The 16,072-nt window shown below is 52.2% G+C and carries 13 protein-coding genes; 6 read left to right on the top strand and 7 right to left on the bottom strand.

The genetic code is table 11. The features are described 5' to 3' along the window. Nucleotides 1-117 precede the first annotated feature (117 nt). The gene (gene leuB, locus FUA23_RS12065; RefSeq protein ID WP_147931003.1) at nt 118-1,173 is read left to right on the top strand and encodes a 3-isopropylmalate dehydrogenase; all 1,056 of its coding nucleotides are present in this window, start codon (nt 118-120) and stop codon (nt 1,171-1,173) included. A 103-nt stretch (nt 1,174-1,276) separates the two neighbouring features. On the opposite strand, the gene FUA23_RS12070 is transcribed toward leuB, so the two are convergent. From FUA23_RS12070 to FUA23_RS12090, 5 genes are all read right to left on the bottom strand, one after another. Next, nucleotides 1,277-2,110, bottom strand: a complete 834-nt coding sequence (locus FUA23_RS12070) for an alpha/beta hydrolase (RefSeq protein WP_147931004.1) — start codon at nt 2,108-2,110, stop codon at nt 1,277-1,279. A gap of 206 nt (nt 2,111-2,316) precedes the next feature. Further along, the gene (locus FUA23_RS12075) at nt 2,317-2,868 is read right to left on the bottom strand and encodes a GNAT family N-acetyltransferase (RefSeq protein WP_147931005.1); all 552 of its coding nucleotides are present in this window, start codon (nt 2,866-2,868) and stop codon (nt 2,317-2,319) included. Nucleotides 2,869-2,921: 53 nt separating this feature from the next. After that, nucleotides 2,922-3,482, bottom strand: a complete 561-nt coding sequence (hpt, locus tag FUA23_RS12080; RefSeq protein ID WP_147931006.1) for a hypoxanthine phosphoribosyltransferase — start codon at nt 3,480-3,482, stop codon at nt 2,922-2,924. Continuing rightward, nucleotides 3,469-4,917 (bottom strand): M28 family peptidase, encoded by a 1,449-nt coding sequence (locus FUA23_RS12085; protein ID WP_246144179.1) that lies wholly within the window; start codon nt 4,915-4,917, stop codon nt 3,469-3,471. The genes hpt and FUA23_RS12085 overlap by 14 nt, the downstream gene beginning before the upstream one ends. Before the next feature lie 376 nt (nt 4,918-5,293). Next, nucleotides 5,294-5,836, bottom strand: coding sequence for a hypothetical protein (locus FUA23_RS12090; protein ID WP_147931007.1), 543 nt, complete (start codon nt 5,834-5,836; stop codon nt 5,294-5,296). Nucleotides 5,837-6,382: 546 nt separating this feature from the next. On the opposite strand from FUA23_RS12090, the gene FUA23_RS23250 reads away from it, so the two are divergent. Continuing rightward, nucleotides 6,383-7,492, top strand: a complete 1,110-nt coding sequence (locus FUA23_RS23250; protein WP_319923264.1) for an OmpA family protein — start codon at nt 6,383-6,385, stop codon at nt 7,490-7,492. A 191-nt stretch (nt 7,493-7,683) separates the two neighbouring features. On the opposite strand, the gene FUA23_RS12100 is transcribed toward FUA23_RS23250, so the two are convergent. Then, nucleotides 7,684-8,397: a polyprenol monophosphomannose synthase gene (locus FUA23_RS12100; RefSeq protein ID WP_147931008.1), complete on the bottom strand. Its 714-nt coding sequence runs from the start codon at nt 8,395-8,397 to the stop codon at nt 7,684-7,686. A gap of 185 nt (nt 8,398-8,582) precedes the next feature. Between FUA23_RS12100 and FUA23_RS12105 the strand changes: the two genes are divergently transcribed. Together FUA23_RS12105 and FUA23_RS12110 are read left to right on the top strand one after the other, a co-directional pair. Next, nucleotides 8,583-9,473, top strand: coding sequence for a hypothetical protein (locus FUA23_RS12105; protein ID WP_147931009.1), 891 nt, complete (start codon nt 8,583-8,585; stop codon nt 9,471-9,473). Nucleotides 9,474-9,838: 365 nt separating this feature from the next. After that, on the top strand, nt 9,839-11,767 hold the full coding sequence (locus FUA23_RS12110) for a DNA topoisomerase IV subunit B (protein ID WP_147931010.1): 1,929 nt from the start codon (nt 9,839-9,841) through the stop codon (nt 11,765-11,767). 288 nt (nt 11,768-12,055) lie between these two features. Here FUA23_RS12110 and FUA23_RS12115 read toward each other — a convergent pair whose 3' ends face one another. After that, the gene (locus FUA23_RS12115; protein ID WP_147931011.1) at nt 12,056-13,246 is read right to left on the bottom strand and encodes an NAD(P)-dependent malic enzyme; all 1,191 of its coding nucleotides are present in this window, start codon (nt 13,244-13,246) and stop codon (nt 12,056-12,058) included. Nucleotides 13,247-13,405: 159 nt separating this feature from the next. Between FUA23_RS12115 and recO the strand changes: the two genes are divergently transcribed. Beyond that, complete coding sequence (recO, locus tag FUA23_RS12120) at nt 13,406-14,131, top strand: DNA repair protein RecO (protein ID WP_147931012.1); 726 nt, start codon at nt 13,406-13,408, stop codon at nt 14,129-14,131. A 115-nt stretch (nt 14,132-14,246) separates the two neighbouring features. Further along, nucleotides 14,247-16,025, top strand: a complete 1,779-nt coding sequence (gene lnt / locus FUA23_RS12125) for an apolipoprotein N-acyltransferase (RefSeq protein ID WP_147931013.1) — start codon at nt 14,247-14,249, stop codon at nt 16,023-16,025. The last annotated feature ends 47 nt before the right edge of the window (nt 16,026-16,072 follow it).

Consider the following 16,072-nt stretch of genomic DNA (forward strand, 5'->3'; position numbering starts at 1 on the left):
GATCCGAAAAACCCATAGTTCTTCGGAAACCGGATTTCGGAAAAATTTTTCTTCAGCGTTAGAGCACCTGCCCTTCTTCCGTTTCATTGCCCCTAACCAACCAACAAAAGAAAAAACATGTCTAATTTCAACATCGCCGTACTCGACGGCGACGGTATCGGCCCCGAAGTAATCAAACAGGGTATTAAGGTGCTCAACCAGGTAGCTTATAAATTTGGCCATACTTTCAAGTTCGATTTCGCGCCCGTAGGCGCAGTTGCCATCGACCAAACCGGCAACCCGCTGCCCGACGACACCCTCGAACTTTGCAAGCGCTCCGATGCCATCTTTTTCGGTTCCATCGGTCATCCACGGTTCGATAATGACCCGACGGCAAAAGTCCGACCCGAGCAGGGTCTCCTCCGCCTGCGGAAAGAACTGGGGCTGTACGCCAACCTTCGTCCGGTAGCAGGATACAAGGAACTTACTCACCTCAGCCCCCTGCGCCCCGAGCGCATGGAAGGAGTGGATATGCTCATCGTAAGGGAACTGACGGGCGGCATTTACTTCGGTGAAAAAGGCCGTCGTGACGACGGTAACACGGCCTATGACACCTGTCTTTACACCCGCATGGAGATAGAGCGGATTGTTAAAATGGGATTCGAAGCAGCCGGCAAACGCCGGGGTAAACTGATGCTGGTAGATAAGGCCAACGTGATGGAAAGCTCCCGCCTCTGGCGCGAAGTAACCCGCGAGATGGCCGCTGACTACCCGGACATCGAGCTGGGTTTCATGTTCGTCGATAATGCTGCGATGCAACTCATCCTGAATCCTGCTCAGTTCGACGTGATCGTGACGAGTAATATGTTTGGCGACATCCTTTCCGACGCCTCCAGTGTACTGGCGGGCTCGCTTGGCCTCCTGCCCTCCAGTAGTGTTGGCTCGGAAGTGGGGATGTTTGAGCCCATTCACGGTTCCTGGCCGGAGGGTGCTGGTCAAAACCGGGCTAACCCCGTCGCAACCATTCTTTCCGCAGCGATGATGCTGGATCACCTGGGTCTGGTGAAGGAGGGAGATGCGATCCGCAAGGCGGTTAATACGGTGCTGGAGTCTGGTAAAGGCACCGAAGACCTGCGGCCGAAGGAGCAGGTTGGCACTGACGAAATGGGCGACCTGATCGTTGCTGCACTTTAGCCTTCTGCGCCCGTAAATTTTTCAGGGGCGCGAACGCAGGTGCAATAATGGTTTTAAATAAGGAACAGGGCTGAAGCGGAATCGCTTCAGCCCTGTTTTTGTTTTACTCCTCCGGCGGAGGCAGGAAGCCCAGGCTTACCAGAAAGTCATCCATTTCAACCATCGTCTGTTGGAAGAACTCCGGATTTTGAGGGTTGAAAAAGCCATGCTTCCCACCCTCGTAGATACTGAGTTCACAGCGACTGCCCACCTTTTCCATCACCGTTCGGTAGTATTCTGCGGTGGCAACGGGAATGAGATGGTCTTTTGACCCCACGAGAAAGAGCGTCGGCGGAGCTCCCTTACGGATATTATGCAGAGGAGAGAAATTCGGGAACTCCTCTCCTATCCGCTCGAAGCCGTAGCCCCCCGGGCCATTGTCGACCACCGGGTTAAACAGGAGCAACGCATCGGCGCTGCTGCTGACCGAAAGGTCATCGGCCTCATCGTTGTAAGCTGAGATGAGTGAAGTAGCTGCGGCGAGGTGTCCGCCGGCAGAACCTCCACCTACCGCCAGGCGGCTCGTATCAACGCCGAGATCCGGGCCACGGGTACGCAGCCAGCGAACGGCAGACTTTGCGTCTTTCAGGCAGTCAAAAGGTGAGGCATTGTGGCTTTTCTTTGTCCTGTAATCGGCCAGGACAGCAATCATTCCTCTGTTGATGAGGTAATCGGCCTGCGGCTTGAAATGGTTTCGGGTTCCGCCGTTCCAGCCACCACCGAAGAAGAAGATTGCGGCAGGTACGGGTGACGTTGTAGTATCCATTCCCGGCGGATAGTGAATTTCGAGGTACAAATCGCCGTCCGGCAAGGATTTGTATTTAAGGGTGTCGGGAATTTGAGCGCTCAAGCCTGCTGTGATGAGCAATGTAAGGAGGAGGGAAAATGAATATTTCATTTTGTGAGAAGATTTAGTTCACGGCTACCTAAATGGGTAGCTGATTAAAACGGGTAGAGGCTTCTAAGGTAGGAATAATCCGCCGCCAGACATCTTCTTTGTGCAACAGCATGAGATTGGCCAATGTCTTACTACGGTTGAAACCGCAACCCGAAAGAATGCGAGTTTGAAGATGTGCATCTCGTGATGCACATCTCTGTGTTCTGCTACAGATCTCTCACCATGTAAATATCACAGCCGCTGTGCCCTGTTTCGCCCATTGGCCAGCCGAGCAGTTCGAATCCGTTCTTTTTGTAGACCTCTGCGGCGGTTGTCATGGCAGAGACGGTTTCGAGGTAAATTTTTTCGTAGCCAGCCGCGCGTGCGCCTTCGAGGCAGGCGTTCATCAGCAGTTTCCCGCCGCCGTAACCGCGGGCTTCCTTCAGGATGTACATTTTCCGAAGTTCGCAGACCGTTCCGTCTCCTCCGGCCAGAGGGGCAAAGCCGGCACAGCCTACAATCACTGCTCCTCCAAAATCCTGCACTGCACCTGCATTCGTGCCAAAAAAAGTCTCGTTTCTGACTATCGGGCCTCCTACTTCTTCTTCGATGACGAAGAAAGCGGAGCCTTCCCCCGCGTAAGCTTTTGCCATATCCTCAACTTCGGGATCATTGATGGAATAGCCTTCACCGACACAGTTGAATTCCGGCATTACCGTTCGAATGACGTGGGCGACCATATGGTTGTCGGCGGGGGTAATTGGGCGGAGCGCGAGCATGGTTTATTCTTGTAGGTACATGTTTTGCATATAAACATGTTAATATGCGAGTGTTAAAAGTCTTCCGCCAGTTGCCAGATACCCGCCAGGTGCCTTCCCCGGCCATCGTAATCCAACCCGTAGCCGACTACAAACTTAGTAGGAATGACGAATCCCACAAAATCGATCTTCACGTCGACACGCTGGGCTTCGGGTTTGTGCAGCAAGGTTACCAAAGTGATCGACTTCGGGTTTAAGGCTTCCAGTTCCGGCAGAAAAGCCTGCATGGTCAGGCCGCTATCCACAATATCCTCGATGAGAACGACATCTCTGCCCGTTACTGCCTGCGCCTCAGGCGCAAGGTGCATTCTCACCTTACCCTCGGTTTCGGTTCCTTTATAACTGCTGGTTCGGACGAAAGAGATCTCCCCGTCCATCCCGGAAGCACGGATGAGATCGGCAGCAAAAATGAAGGCACCTCTCAGCATCACGATGAAGCTCGGGTCACCACCTTTCAGCCGTTCAGCAAGGTCTTTGCCCAGCTCTACCACTCGTTCGTTGATTTCGGCTTCCGTCAGGAACGGTCGGAAAGGAAGTTCGTGCAGTTGAATTCGTTGGGTCTTAGCGGAGTCCATATTTATCGATTAAGTACAGGAGCGAAGTTATGGAGGCGGCCCCCAATTCCAGCTCTCTTTTGTTGACGTTCTCAAAAACGTCTGTTTTTGTGTGGTGGAAGTCGAAGTAGCGCTGTGAATCAGGTCGGAATCCGATCAGCAGGCCTCCCTGCGATTTCAGTCCGCTTATATCAGCTCCGGAGCCTCCGCTGGTGAAACCGAGTCCGTAAGGTTCGAGCAGAGGAAGCCATTCATTGATTTTACGGTAGTCGTCGGTAAAAACGTCCTCGCGTCCGGTCGCGCTGAAGCCGCGCGGTGTGAAACCGCCGCTGTCTGACTCCAGCGCTGCGAGGTGAAATTCCTTGTTTTCGTTGCTTGCGGCCCAGTAGGCCCGGCCTCCGGCCAACCCGTTTTCTTCATTCATGAACAAGACACACCGGAAGGTCCGTTTGGGCTTGTGTCCTATCTTTTGCCACAGTGGTAGTACTTGCAGGGAGTGTACGATTCCGGCTCCGTCGTCGTGTGCGCCTTCGCCTACGTCCCAGCTGTCGAGGTGACCACCTACGAGTACAATCTCGTCGGGGAACTCGCTTCCGCGGACCTCTCCGATCACGTTGAAGCTCTGCACCGGCGGCAGGTTGCGCCCGTTAGACTGCAGGTGAACCCTAACCTCTCCCTGGCGGAGCAGGCGGCTCAGCTTTTCCGCTCCGTTGGTAGAAACGGACAATGCAGGTATGGCAAAACCATCTTCGGACGGCGCGACCGCGCCGGTATGTGGGATATCGTCGAGGCTGGTCGTCATGCTACGCACAAGCGTAGCCCTTGCACCAAATTTAGCGGCTATGACATGGCCACTCCCCCTTTGGTCCACGGCACCTCCGTACGCACGAAAAGTTTGAATCTGAGTTGGATCCATGGGTCGGTTAAAGAAAACGATCTTCCCCGCTACGCCATCGCGGCCCAGTTGCTCCACTTCCTGAAGGCTGAAAACTTCGATGATGGGAGCAGTAATGCCTTCGGGACCGGTTCCTACGGAATTACCGAGGGCTGTCACGTCCAGATTTTCCGTCCCGACAACGGCATTGTTAACGATGCGTCCGCTGGCGGGAGCGCCACGGTCCCAACGGGGAACGGTACACGGCTGGAGGTACACCGTATCGAACCCGAGCGTATCCATAAGCCGTTTCATACTGAAGACAGCGGCTTCGGCGCCAGGTGAGCCCGCCAGACGGGGACCGATATCTTTACACAAGTGGTGTAACCATTCATAACAGTCTCCTTCCGTCAATGCCTTATCGTAAATCTCCCTGATCGCAAACGCGTCTTCGTTCTGGCCATAAATTCCGGAGCAAGCTGTCACCATCAAGAGACAGAAAAGAATTTTTTTTACGACACCAGACGGTACCAATAAGCAAGCCGCAGGAAGCTTGCCGGGAAGTCGATAAAAATCACTCATGCTGAATTAGGAATTTTATAAGGTTTGAAAAGACTACGCAAAACAATGTTTTGCGACACGCCTAAAACGTTTGCAATTAAGGCCGAATTAGAAATTAACGATTCTTAATTTCATCACAAACGCAATGGTTAATTTCTCTTTAAATGAAAAAAGCCACGGAATATTCTACGACGCAAACAACGGCCTGATTTTTGTTCGGTCAAAATTTAAGCCTGTTTCTTGTAAACTTTACTAAAATTAGACCTTATCTTTGATTCAACGGTAAGGGCAACAGCCCGTTGTTCCTTACTCCTTAATTTGGTTTTATTTGGTTAGGGCTGAGGTGGTGCTGTGGTGGCACTGCCTCATTTTTTTTACGGTTGGATACCGAAGCGATTTACCACCGTACAACTATCCTTGCCTTTACGTCTTCTCCAAACCTATTGGTTTGGTTGGTACTGACTTCATACCCCCGTGCCGGTTCGTACGTAAGTAAATGATGCCCATCGGAAAGTACAGACCCGGTATGGCGTTCTATCTCAACTTTTATTGTGGCTTTTTGATCTTGTTCAACCATCAGTCTTCGTACAGTAAGGCTACTGTCGCGGGCCAGGTAGCTGGTAATTACGTGGCCAGCCGAAAGGGTTTTCTCCTTCGTATCGTACTTGTCGTGCCACGCAGGCTTGTTGATGTCGGCTTCTTTGAAAAGGCGAAGGTCATTTTCGAAGTTGATGTCAGTAATCTCTTTAGCTTCTGTCTCACCGTTCAGAGTAATAGTTTTTTCCACCTTTGGCCGCAGGGAACTCAACCGGGCAGATTCAGCGGCGATGTACCCTTCCAGGTCGAAGAAGGGCGATGGTGAATTATCGACTTCCGTTCCTTCAGAGATACATGCCGAAAGTAAGAGCGTTAGTGAGATCAGTAGGATAAATCTTTGCATACCGGGTAAAGGCCTAAGACGGGAGTTAGGTTTAAGACTCCTTAGTATATATGTCTGCCTCAAAAATAAAGCCAGGGAACACATTCAACATAAACAGAATACGTTCTCGCATCCAGCCACCTCATTTGCTGCCAGCAGACAGGAAAAGTAACCTTTATGGTCTCCTTAAATAAGCGTTTCCCGGAGGCAAAACTTCGATCTTGCCCGCTTCAGACAAAAAAAACAGGGCCTAAAAATTAAGTAACACCCTAAAACACAGGCTATAACACCCTTAACATTCATTTAAAACTGATTATTTTGAAGAAAAATGCTCCAAAGGTGTGACCAACAAAGGTGTTTACAGTCTAATTGCTTGTAGGATGAGGCATTAAACCCGATCTTTGCGGCGTCATCCTTACAAATTGCAGTTTGGGAACTACAAATCCGCTGTTTGGATTTTGTTCTCATCCGCTCTTTTCTCCTTTATACGTAGCGAACACGACATCTTGTTCACTGCTTATATTACCAAACAACTACTCTTATTTTTAAATCAACAACCATCATTTTATGAGACTTTCTATTTCTCTTATGGTAGCTATGGTGTTCTCTGCATTCACCGCGCAGGCCCAGCAGCTCCCTTCTAACCCAGACCCAAACAAGTGTTACGTACGCTGTGTAACTCCGGACGTTTACCAGACTGAAACCGTACGCATCCAGACTGCTCCTTCTTACAAGCGTCTTTCTGTAGTTCCTGCTACCTACAAGACCGTAACCGAGCGCGTAATGGTAAAAGAAGGTTACAAGCGTTACGAATTCGTTCCTGCTACTTTCCGCACCGAAACCATGTCTTACGAGTCTCAGTCTCCTGCTGAGTCTATGAGCGTTCGCGCTGCATCTTTCACCGATGCTACCGAGCGTGTTCTCGTTAAGCCAGAACTGAGCCAGTGGGAAACTACTGCTTACGAAGGCTGTGAGTCTGACAACCCTAACGACTGTCAGGTACTGTGTTACCGTACTTACGAAGCTGAGTACCGTACCGTTCCAGTTCAGCGCCTCGCTACCGACGCAACCACTTCTACTGACCGCGTTCCCGGCCAGACTTCTACTTACCGTAAAGAAGTACTCGCTACTCCAGCTGAAGTACGCACTATCGACGTAGAGCCTGTATACGAAACCATCACCAAGCGTGTTGTTGACGTTCCTGCTTCTGTTCGCACCGAAACTGTTCCTGCTCAGTACACTGAGATCACTAAAGAAGTAATGACTTCTAAAGGTGGCCTTAGCAGCTACGAAGAAATCGACTGTGAGCTTACCAGCTACAACGTTCTTCCTATCAACTACGCTAACGGTAGCGCAGCCCTCAACGCTGAAGCACGCCGTGTTGTTGACGATCGCCTACTGAGCCTCCTCCGTGAGCGTCCGAACATCCGCATCCAGATCAACTCTCACACCTCTTCTGTAGGTTCTGCTGGTACTAACCAGAGCCTTTCTGAGCGTCGCGCACAAAGTGTTGCTGACTACCTCGTAAGCAAAGGCATCAACCGTGGCCGTCTCGTAACCCGTGGTTACGGTGAGAGCCAGCTGAAGAACCGTTGTGCTGACGGCGTAAACTGCTCTGAAGCTGAGCACCGCGTTAACCGTCGTACTGAGTTCCGCGTACTGAACATCGACCAGTGATAAAGGCGCGGTTCTGAACCGTATCTTAATCCAATAAAGAAGCCTCCGTCCATTCATTTGGGCGGAGGCTTTTTTTTGGTCGGGAGTCGGGAGTCGGGAGTCGGGAGTTGGCTTATATCCAAACTACCGGCCTGATTTCGATACCTAATCCGGAGTGGTTGAAATATTTGCTCGCTTCTTATTCGCGCATTCTACCTGAAGCGCAAACTGAGTACACCTATAATCGCTTCCTTCACGATGGAGCCGTGCATTTTGCTTGCGCCCAGGATACGGTCGGTAAAGGTGATGGGAACCTCAACGATTTTGAAACCCAGCTTCCAGGCAGTATGCTTCATCTCGATCTGGAAGGCATAGCCGATGAACTCGATCTTATCGAAGTCGATGGCCTCCAGCACAGGGCGGGTATAGCACATGAAACCGGCGGTAGAGTCCTTTACCGGCATCCAGGTGATCAGGCGAACGTAAATGGAGGCACCGTACGAGAGAAAGCGACGGTCGAAAGGCCAGTTCTCGACGCCGCCGCCTTTGGTGTAGCGGGAACCTACGGATACATCTCCGCCACCGGTATGACAAGCTTCGCGCAGACGAACCAGATCTTTAGGGTTGTGGCTGAAATCGGCATCCATTTCGAAGAAGTAATGGTAATCTTCAGATTTGGCCATTCCCCAACGGAAACCGTCGAGGTAAGCAGTTCCCAGCCCCAGCTTTCCGGCACGCTGCAGCAGGTGCAGCCGGTCGGGGTATTCCTGTTGTTTCGCTTTGATGATATCAGACGTTCCATCGGGCGAACCATCGTCGACGATAAGGAGGTGAAACGGATAAGACAGCGTAAAGACGGTGTCGATCATCTTGGCGATGTTCTCCTTTTCGTTATAGGTAGGAATAATTACGAGGCTGTCGCTCACTAGGGGGAGTATTTTTCTTGAAGGTGCAAATATACCGAAACCGCTCAGGTTTGAGACGCCTCCCCCTCCGATAGTGTCTCTGGACAGCAATTCAGAGCCCGGAAATAACCTTATTTAACCGGAGTTAACCGATTGCGCATCGCTTTACCGCTATTTTTGAAAAACCAATCAAAACCCATACAACGATGCGCACCACCATCTTTACCCTGATATTTCTCCTTACCGGAATGTTGTCCGCCCAGTCCCTTTTCACCTCGGATGATTTTGAAGCACAAGTCCTGGCTTATGCTCCAGAGCGACACCAGGGCGTGAGCGACAAAAGCTTTGATTTTGGGACAATGGTTTTGCGCGAAACCGTTCGCCAGACCGACAACAACCCTCGAGCTTTCAACCGGGCCGACTATTTCAATGTACTCTCCGGACTGATTTCACTACAGGAATCCGACGCAGACATCCGGCTTGCCTGGCAGAAATTTATCGCGTCAGATGGTAGTTGCGAATACCTGACCAGCGCCAGTTTCAAAGATGGTTTTCTGTCCAAAAAAATACCCGACTACCTAATTTCCGCATGGGCCGAAGCGGAAGCAACCTGTGTGCGCAACGGTAAGGCCGGAGCAAAACCGCGCCCCGCCCCCGAGACTTACGCCGCTGAAAATAAGCTGGATGCGACCTTGCTGAAACAAATTGCTGAGATTGCTAAGGACGACCAGCGTTACCGCAAAGGCAAGTATGAGCCGGAAAAACAAACACCCCTCGACCGGAAAAACGAGCGTTTGATCGACGGATTGTACGCCCGCTACGGCACCTACCTGGGCACCTCGCTGGTCGGGGAAGCGTACAATTCCGTGATGTGGGCCGTTATCCAGCATTCCCGGCCCGAGACGATGGAACGCTATCTTCCGGTGGTGCACGCCGCCGTTCAGGCCGGGGAATTAGACGAAGCTCCGTTACGTATGCTGATCGATCGGGTCCAGATAAACAGAACCGGGCAACAAGTATTCGGCAGCCAGGCCGGGGTGCCCTTATTACCGAAGGCCGAGCAGAAGCGGATTGAGAAGTTGTACGGGATTGATTAGGGCGCGGCCGCAGGTACAGAGGAGGTTGAAGGAGATCGGCAGACAGAGGAGTTTTGATTCGACTGCACCCAAAACGGGACAGGGCGCAAACGACCGACCTGAAAAGATCGTTGCCGACCTCGCTATCTGGTTACGTATCATTTACGCGACTTGAAGTCGCTTCTGCCGACTAATCACCAAGAGGTGAATGCGGCTGGCTTACGCTTCAACGGTGAAGCCAAATGCCGATTACCTCTCTTTGCACCTGCACTCGTGCCAGATACTACTCAACCCTAAACAAATCTATCAACCTTTAAATTACCCCACAAATTGTTTAAATAATTAACTGCAGTTTCGTATGTTTGCAGGGTTAAGCAAAGTACTAAATGGCAGACGCAACTTACAACGAAGACAACATCCGGTCGTTAGACTGGAAAGAGCATATCCGCCTCCGCCCGGGCATGTATATCGGCAAGCTTGGTGATGGTACCAGCCCCGACGATGGCATTTACATTCTGCTCAAGGAGGTGATCGACAACTCCATTGACGAGTACGTAATGGGGCATGGAAACAGGATTGAAGTCAATATCGAAGACGGAGTTGCCTCCGTGCGCGACTACGGCCGGGGTATTCCTCTGGGTAAAGTTGTCGACGTAGTTTCAAAGATGAATACCGGTGGTAAGTACGACAGTAAAGCCTTCAAAAAGTCCGTGGGTCTTAATGGTGTAGGTCTTAAAGCCACGAACGCCCTGTCTGATGAGTTCTCCGTCTACGCCGTCCGTGAGGGAAAAATGAAGAAGGCCGATTTTTCTCTTGGCAACCTGGTAAAAGAACACAATCAGGTCAAAACCAAGGAAGCAAATGGCACCTTCATCAGCTACCACGCCGATCCTGCTATTTTCAAGAAATTCAAGTACCGCTCCGACTTCATCGAGAACCAGCTGTGGAACTACGCCTACCTGAACGCCGGGCTGAAGCTGATCTATAACGGTAAAACGCTGGTCTCTAAAAACGGTCTTAAGGACCTGCTGGAACGGAAGGTCAATGAAGAACTCCGCCGCTACCCGGTTATCCACCTCAAGGGTGACGATATGGAAGTGGCCATTACCCACGGTAATGCGTACGGCGAAACTTATTTCAGTTTCGTAAACGGTCAGCATACCACTCAGGGTGGTACACACCTCAACGCCTTTAAGCAGGGGCTTGTAGAAGCCTGCCAGAAACACTACAGCAAAGCTTACGACAGGAAAGACATCCTGAGCAGCGTAGTTGCCGCAGTAGCTATCAAGGTCGAAGATCCAATCTTTGAATCTCAGACCAAAACCAAGCTCGGCTCTACCGATATGGGCCCGGGCCTGCCTACCGTCTCTACCTTCATGCGCAACTTCATGGTGGAGCACTTCGACAATTTCCTGCACAAAAACCCGACTACCGCCGAAGCGCTGGAAAAGCGGATCAAGCAAAGTGAACGCGAGCGCAAGGAGATTGCGGGAATCAAAAAGCTGGCCAACGCCCGGGCAAAGAAGGCCAACTTGCACAACAAAAAACTACGCGACTGCCGCGTCCAGTACAACTCGAACAATAAAAAACATACCGACGAGCAGAAGCTGGCGACTACCATTTTCATTACCGAGGGAGACTCGGCCTCCGGCTCCATCACCGTTGCGCGCGACGTTCAGACCCAAGCAGTTTTCTCCCTGCGTGGTAAGCCGCTCAACTGCTTCGGACAAACAAAAAAGGTCGTTTACGAAAACGAAGAATTCAACCTTCTCCAGCACGCCCTCAACATTGAAGACGGAGTTGATGAACTGCGCTACAATCGCGTCGTGATCGCCACGGATGCAGATGTAGATGGTATGCACATCCGTTTGCTCCTCCTGACGTTCTTCCTCCAGTTCTTCCCCGATATGGTCGAAGGCGGCCATCTGTATATCCTGGAAACCCCGCTCTTCAGGGTCCGCGACAAGCAGAAGACCTTCTATTGTTACAGCGAACAGGAAAAGCAAGACGCCATCAAGGCGCTGCGTGGCAAACCGGAGATCACCCGTTTCAAAGGTCTCGGCGAGATCAGCCCCAAAGAGTTCTCCGATTTCATCGGTGAGAACATCCGCCTCGAACCCGTTGTGATGGGAGAAAATACTGACATCGATAAATTGTTGAGCTACTACATGGGCAAAAACACACCTGATCGACAGAACTTCATCATCGACAATCTCCGCATTGAGCTTGATGCGGATATGGACGGAGACGGGACTGCAGATGTGGATCAACTGGTTTCGGAAAAAGAAGCAAAGGCCGCTGCAGAAGCAGCGTAAACGTTGTACTTCGCAGAATAAACAGCCTGCGGAGCAGGTACGAAGCTCCACTAAAACTCCTCCCAAAAATCTAATTCAGCCGGGAGGAGGCCTTACGGTGCCTTCTTAACGGTGAAAAAGTTACCCGCAATTCCGAATAAGCAGAGCTTAGTCATATAATTCAAGAGGCCAGGAATTGTTAACAATTCCTGGCCTCTTGAATTTTCGTTACAGGACAGTAAATAAATGAGCGAAGGAAGGACTTCGCCCCGCCATCAGAAACTTTGCCAAAGGCAAAATTGCTTTAATCTACTCGTACTTACCAAACTCCTCTTCCGCAACACGACGAACCTCATCGGCCACCCGCCAGGCCACCTGCTCATCGAGCGTAGGCGGGATAACGCGGTCGAAGTCCGGTTCGCGGATGTGCTCGGCGATGGCGCGGGCAGCGGCCAGTTTCATATTGGGAGTAATGCGGGGTGCGCGGGCATCCAGCGCACCACGGAAGATGCCGGGAAAGCCAAGTACGTTGTTGATCTGGTTAGGAAGGTCACTGCGACCGGTTCCCACGATGGCGGCTCCGCCGGCTTTGGCTTCGTCGGGCATAATCTCCGGCACGGGGTTGGCCATGGCGAAGATGATGCTGTCTTTGGCCATCGTGGCTACGTCGTTGCGGTCCATCAGATTGGGCATGCTAACACCGATGAAGACATCAGCGCCAACAAGGGCATCCTTCAGGGTACCGGTTTTGTTTTCACTATTAGTGAACTCCAATGCTTCTTTCTTTGCGTAGTTGAGGTTATCGCGGCCGCTGTGGATGATTCCCTTACTGTCGCACATCACAATGTCCTTTACGGGTGTTGCCAATGGAGAATCTGGGTTATCGACCGCTTTGAGCAAACGGGCAATAGCGATACCTGCTGCTCCGGCGCCGTTGATAACAACATTGAGATCTTCCATTTTCTTGCCTACGAGTTTGCTGCCATTGAGCAGACCCGCCAGGGTAACGATGGCCGTTCCGTGCTGATCGTCGTGGAAAACGGGAATACCGATGTCCTGCAGGCGGCGCTCAATCTCGAAACTGCGGGGCGCAGAGATATCCTCGAGGTTTACACCTCCGAAGACCGGAGCGATCAGCTTTACCGTTTCTACGATCTTGTCTGTGTCCTGGGTGTCGAGGCAAATGGGAAAAGCATCGATGTTAGCGAAACGCTTAAAGAGCATTGCCTTTCCCTCCATTACGGGAATGCTGGCCAGTGCGCCAATGTCTCCGAGGCCAAGGACGGCGGAGCCGTCCGTTACGATGGCAACGGTGTTAGACTTGATGGTGTACTTGTACACATCATCGGGGTTTTCCGCGATGGCCCGGCAGGGCTCTGCAACACCAGGGCTGTAGACGAGCGAGAGGTCGTCTTTGCTGCGCACGTCCATTTTAGGTGAAACGCGGATTTTGCCTTTCAGCGATCGGTGTAGGTTCAGGGATTCCTGGAAGTAGTCCATGTAGTTGGTGTTACTTGATTAAGGGCGAAAAGTACGGGTTATTTGATGAGCAACGTAATGTGTGCAAAGTTCCACCCTCGCAAAATTCACGAGAACTCTAACGCCCTGAAGGTCGTTAAATAAATAAATCGGCCATAAGGTTCGATTATACCCGGTTCCATGCTGTTAAAAACCCGTGCCATAATTCTCCGCGCGATCAAATACGGAGATTCCAGCCTTATTCTCGAGACCTATACCGAGGCAAAGGGTGTACGCAAATACATCGTTGGCGGAGTGCGTAAGGCCCGCAGCCGAACTCCGGCGAGCCTGGTCCAACCAATGAATCTGGTAGACATCATCGCATACGAGCGGGAGGGCAAAGACATGACGCGCCTCAAAGAAGTGCGCCCCGCTCATGTCTACACCCGTATTCCTTTCGATGTTTACCGGGGTACAGTGGGGCTTTTCATGCTGGAGGTTACCCGCAACTCGATCCGGGAAACTGAAGAGAACCCTGCACTTTTCAGTTTCCTGTACGAAGCCTTCCGGCTTCTCGACACTACCGAAGGACCGATTACCCACTTCCACCTTCACTTCCTGTTGGAGCTTACGGCCCATCTCGGGATGCTACCCTCGGGCCAGTGGACCGAAGGTACACCGCTTTTCGACCTGAAGGAGGGTTCTTTCACCGGAGATCACCCCGGCCACCCCGAATACCTGGACGAAGAACAGGCCGCGTTGATGTACACCCTGCTGCACGCCCGCCACGATGAGCTCGATGGCATCCAATCGTCCCGGCAGCAACGCAACCAACTTCTCGTAGAGCTCACGCGCTACTACCGTTACCACATTGAAGGAATGCGGGAAATTAATTCTTTGAAGGTTTTACGAGAGGTGATGGGGTAAACAATTCGTACACCGGGGCCATCGCGTAACCTTCACCTGCATTTTGATCCGCGGCATCTGGCGGATTTCGCCGATCGACACAGCTTCTCTTACTCAATCATTCTATCTTCGCGGCATGCGCTTCCCCCAACCACGCAACATCGCTTACACTTTACTTGTCTTTGCCGCTATCGTTGGCGGATGGATGTACTCGCGCGCCACAGCGGAAGAGTTGTGGGGCTACCGCCCTCTACTGCTTTACCTTCTGCTTTTCGGTGGATATTTTTTGTTCCGGTATGTACCCAACAAAAAGAGCCCCAAACCCGGTTACCTCCTCCCCGTTTATGCAGGAGCGCTGCTGGGACTGGGTTTCGCGGGAGACTTCGGTATTTTCCCGGCTCTTTTCGTAGGGTTCGTCCCGATGTTCATCCTCTTTCGGAAGCTACAGGAGCGTAATGCGGGCTACGCAGAAGCTTTCCGACTTGGGTTTACGGCCTTTCTCCTGTTCAACATCCTTACTACGTACTGGGTCACCAATACCGGCTTTGGGCCCGGGCTTTTCGCCATGCTGGCCAATAGCGTCCTGATGTCTTTGCCGTGGCTGGCGTTTTACTGGACGGGGAGGAAGTCTCCCAAAGTGGCGTTCCTAGCGTTCGGGGCCTGCTGGATCGCTTTCGAGCACCTCCACTACAATTGGGGATTGAACTGGCCGTGGTTAACCCTTGGCAACGGAATGGCTAGCTGGCCCGCCCTTATCCAGTGGTACGAAGTTACGGGCGTACTCGGCGGATCGGCCTGGATACTGGGATGTAACTACCTTGCCTTTAAAGCCCTCTCTGCACCTGCTGCCGAGCCCCAAAAGCTGCCTTCGCCAGGTAAACTCCTCTCCTTTCTCGCCTTGGTTTTATTGCCCATATCCGGCTCTTTGGTCAGGTACTACACCTACGTTGCGCCCGAGGACAAGACCATAACGGTAGCCGCTATTCAGCCCAACTTCGAGCCTCATTTCGAGAAATTCGCTGCCGGAGGAGAACCAGCCGTGATCGATACGTTCGTCCGCCTCAGCAAGGATGCGCTGGCTGCAGGGCCGCTCGATTACATCGTTTACCCGGAAACCAGCTTCAGCAATTTCGAAGAAGACCGGCCGCTCCTCAACGGCCCCATGCGCATTCTGCAAAGTGAGCTCGGTAACGGGAGCCTGGGTCACCTGGTTACCGGCTACTCCGGTTACCACGCTTTCCAGGCGGGGGAACCTCTCAGCCCGGCCGCCCGTACCCTCGACCGCGGCAACGGCACGCTGTTCCGCTACGAGCACCTGAATGCGGCACTGCAACTGGACCTGGACACCAAAGAAGTTCAACATTACCGCAAGGGCGTCTTCGTCCCCGGTGCCGAATCCTTTCCTTTCCGCAAAGTGCTCTTTTTCATGGAGCCCCTTGTCGCCAGCCTCGGCGGCTCAGTAGCGGGCCTCGGCACACAGGAGACGCGAACACCATTTTCCTCCCCAAAAGCCAAAATCGCTCCAGTGATCTGTTACGAATCCGTTTTTGGCGAGTACTTCACCGACTATATCCGCGAAGGAGCGCAAGCCGTCTTCGTGATGACCAACGATGGCTGGTGGGACAATACGGCCGGCCACAAGCAACACCTTTACTACAGCAGCTTACGAGCCATTGAAACCCGGCGGGCCGTCGTACGCTCGGCTAACGTAGGGGCGTGCGCCTTTATCGATCAGCGCGGACAAATAATCAGCACGACGCAGTACAACGAAGCCGGCTTCCTGCGGGGAGAGATGCAGCTCAACGACGCAATCACCCCCTACGTCCGTTACGGCGACATCGTATCCCGGATAGCTCTCTTGCTGGCGGGGATGGTATTACTGAGCAACCTGGCCAGGTCATTACGCCGAAACTGAAGTGGTGCATAAAATCGTTCCCCGGCAATACGAATCATCGGAAAACC

This window comes from Neolewinella aurantiaca (genome assembly GCF_008014675.1).
Classification (GTDB): Bacteria; Bacteroidota; Bacteroidia; order Chitinophagales; family Saprospiraceae; genus Neolewinella; species Neolewinella aurantiaca.

Coding starts and splice junctions, on each gene's coding strand:
- leuB (WP_147931003.1), top strand. CDS start 118: ATGTCTAATTTCAACATCGCCGTACTCGACGGCGACGGTATCGGCCCC.
- FUA23_RS12070 (WP_147931004.1), bottom strand. CDS start 2,110: ATGAAATATTCATTTTCCCTCCTCCTTACATTGCTCATCACAGCAGGC.
- FUA23_RS12075 (WP_147931005.1), bottom strand. CDS start 2,868: ATGCTCGCGCTCCGCCCAATTACCCCCGCCGACAACCATATGGTCGCC.
- hpt (WP_147931006.1), bottom strand. CDS start 3,482: ATGGACTCCGCTAAGACCCAACGAATTCAACTGCACGAACTTCCTTTC.
- FUA23_RS12085 (WP_246144179.1), bottom strand. CDS start 4,917: ATGAGTGATTTTTATCGACTTCCCGGCAAGCTTCCTGCGGCTTGCTTA.
- FUA23_RS12090 (WP_147931007.1), bottom strand. CDS start 5,836: ATGCAAAGATTTATCCTACTGATCTCACTAACGCTCTTACTTTCGGCA.
- FUA23_RS23250 (WP_319923264.1), top strand. CDS start 6,383: ATGAGACTTTCTATTTCTCTTATGGTAGCTATGGTGTTCTCTGCATTC.
- FUA23_RS12105 (WP_147931009.1), top strand. CDS start 8,583: ATGCGCACCACCATCTTTACCCTGATATTTCTCCTTACCGGAATGTTG.
- FUA23_RS12110 (WP_147931010.1), top strand. CDS start 9,839: ATGGCAGACGCAACTTACAACGAAGACAACATCCGGTCGTTAGACTGG.
- FUA23_RS12115 (WP_147931011.1), bottom strand. CDS start 13,246: ATGGACTACTTCCAGGAATCCCTGAACCTACACCGATCGCTGAAAGGC.
- recO (WP_147931012.1), top strand. CDS start 13,406: ATGCTGTTAAAAACCCGTGCCATAATTCTCCGCGCGATCAAATACGGA.
- lnt (WP_147931013.1), top strand. CDS start 14,247: ATGCGCTTCCCCCAACCACGCAACATCGCTTACACTTTACTTGTCTTT.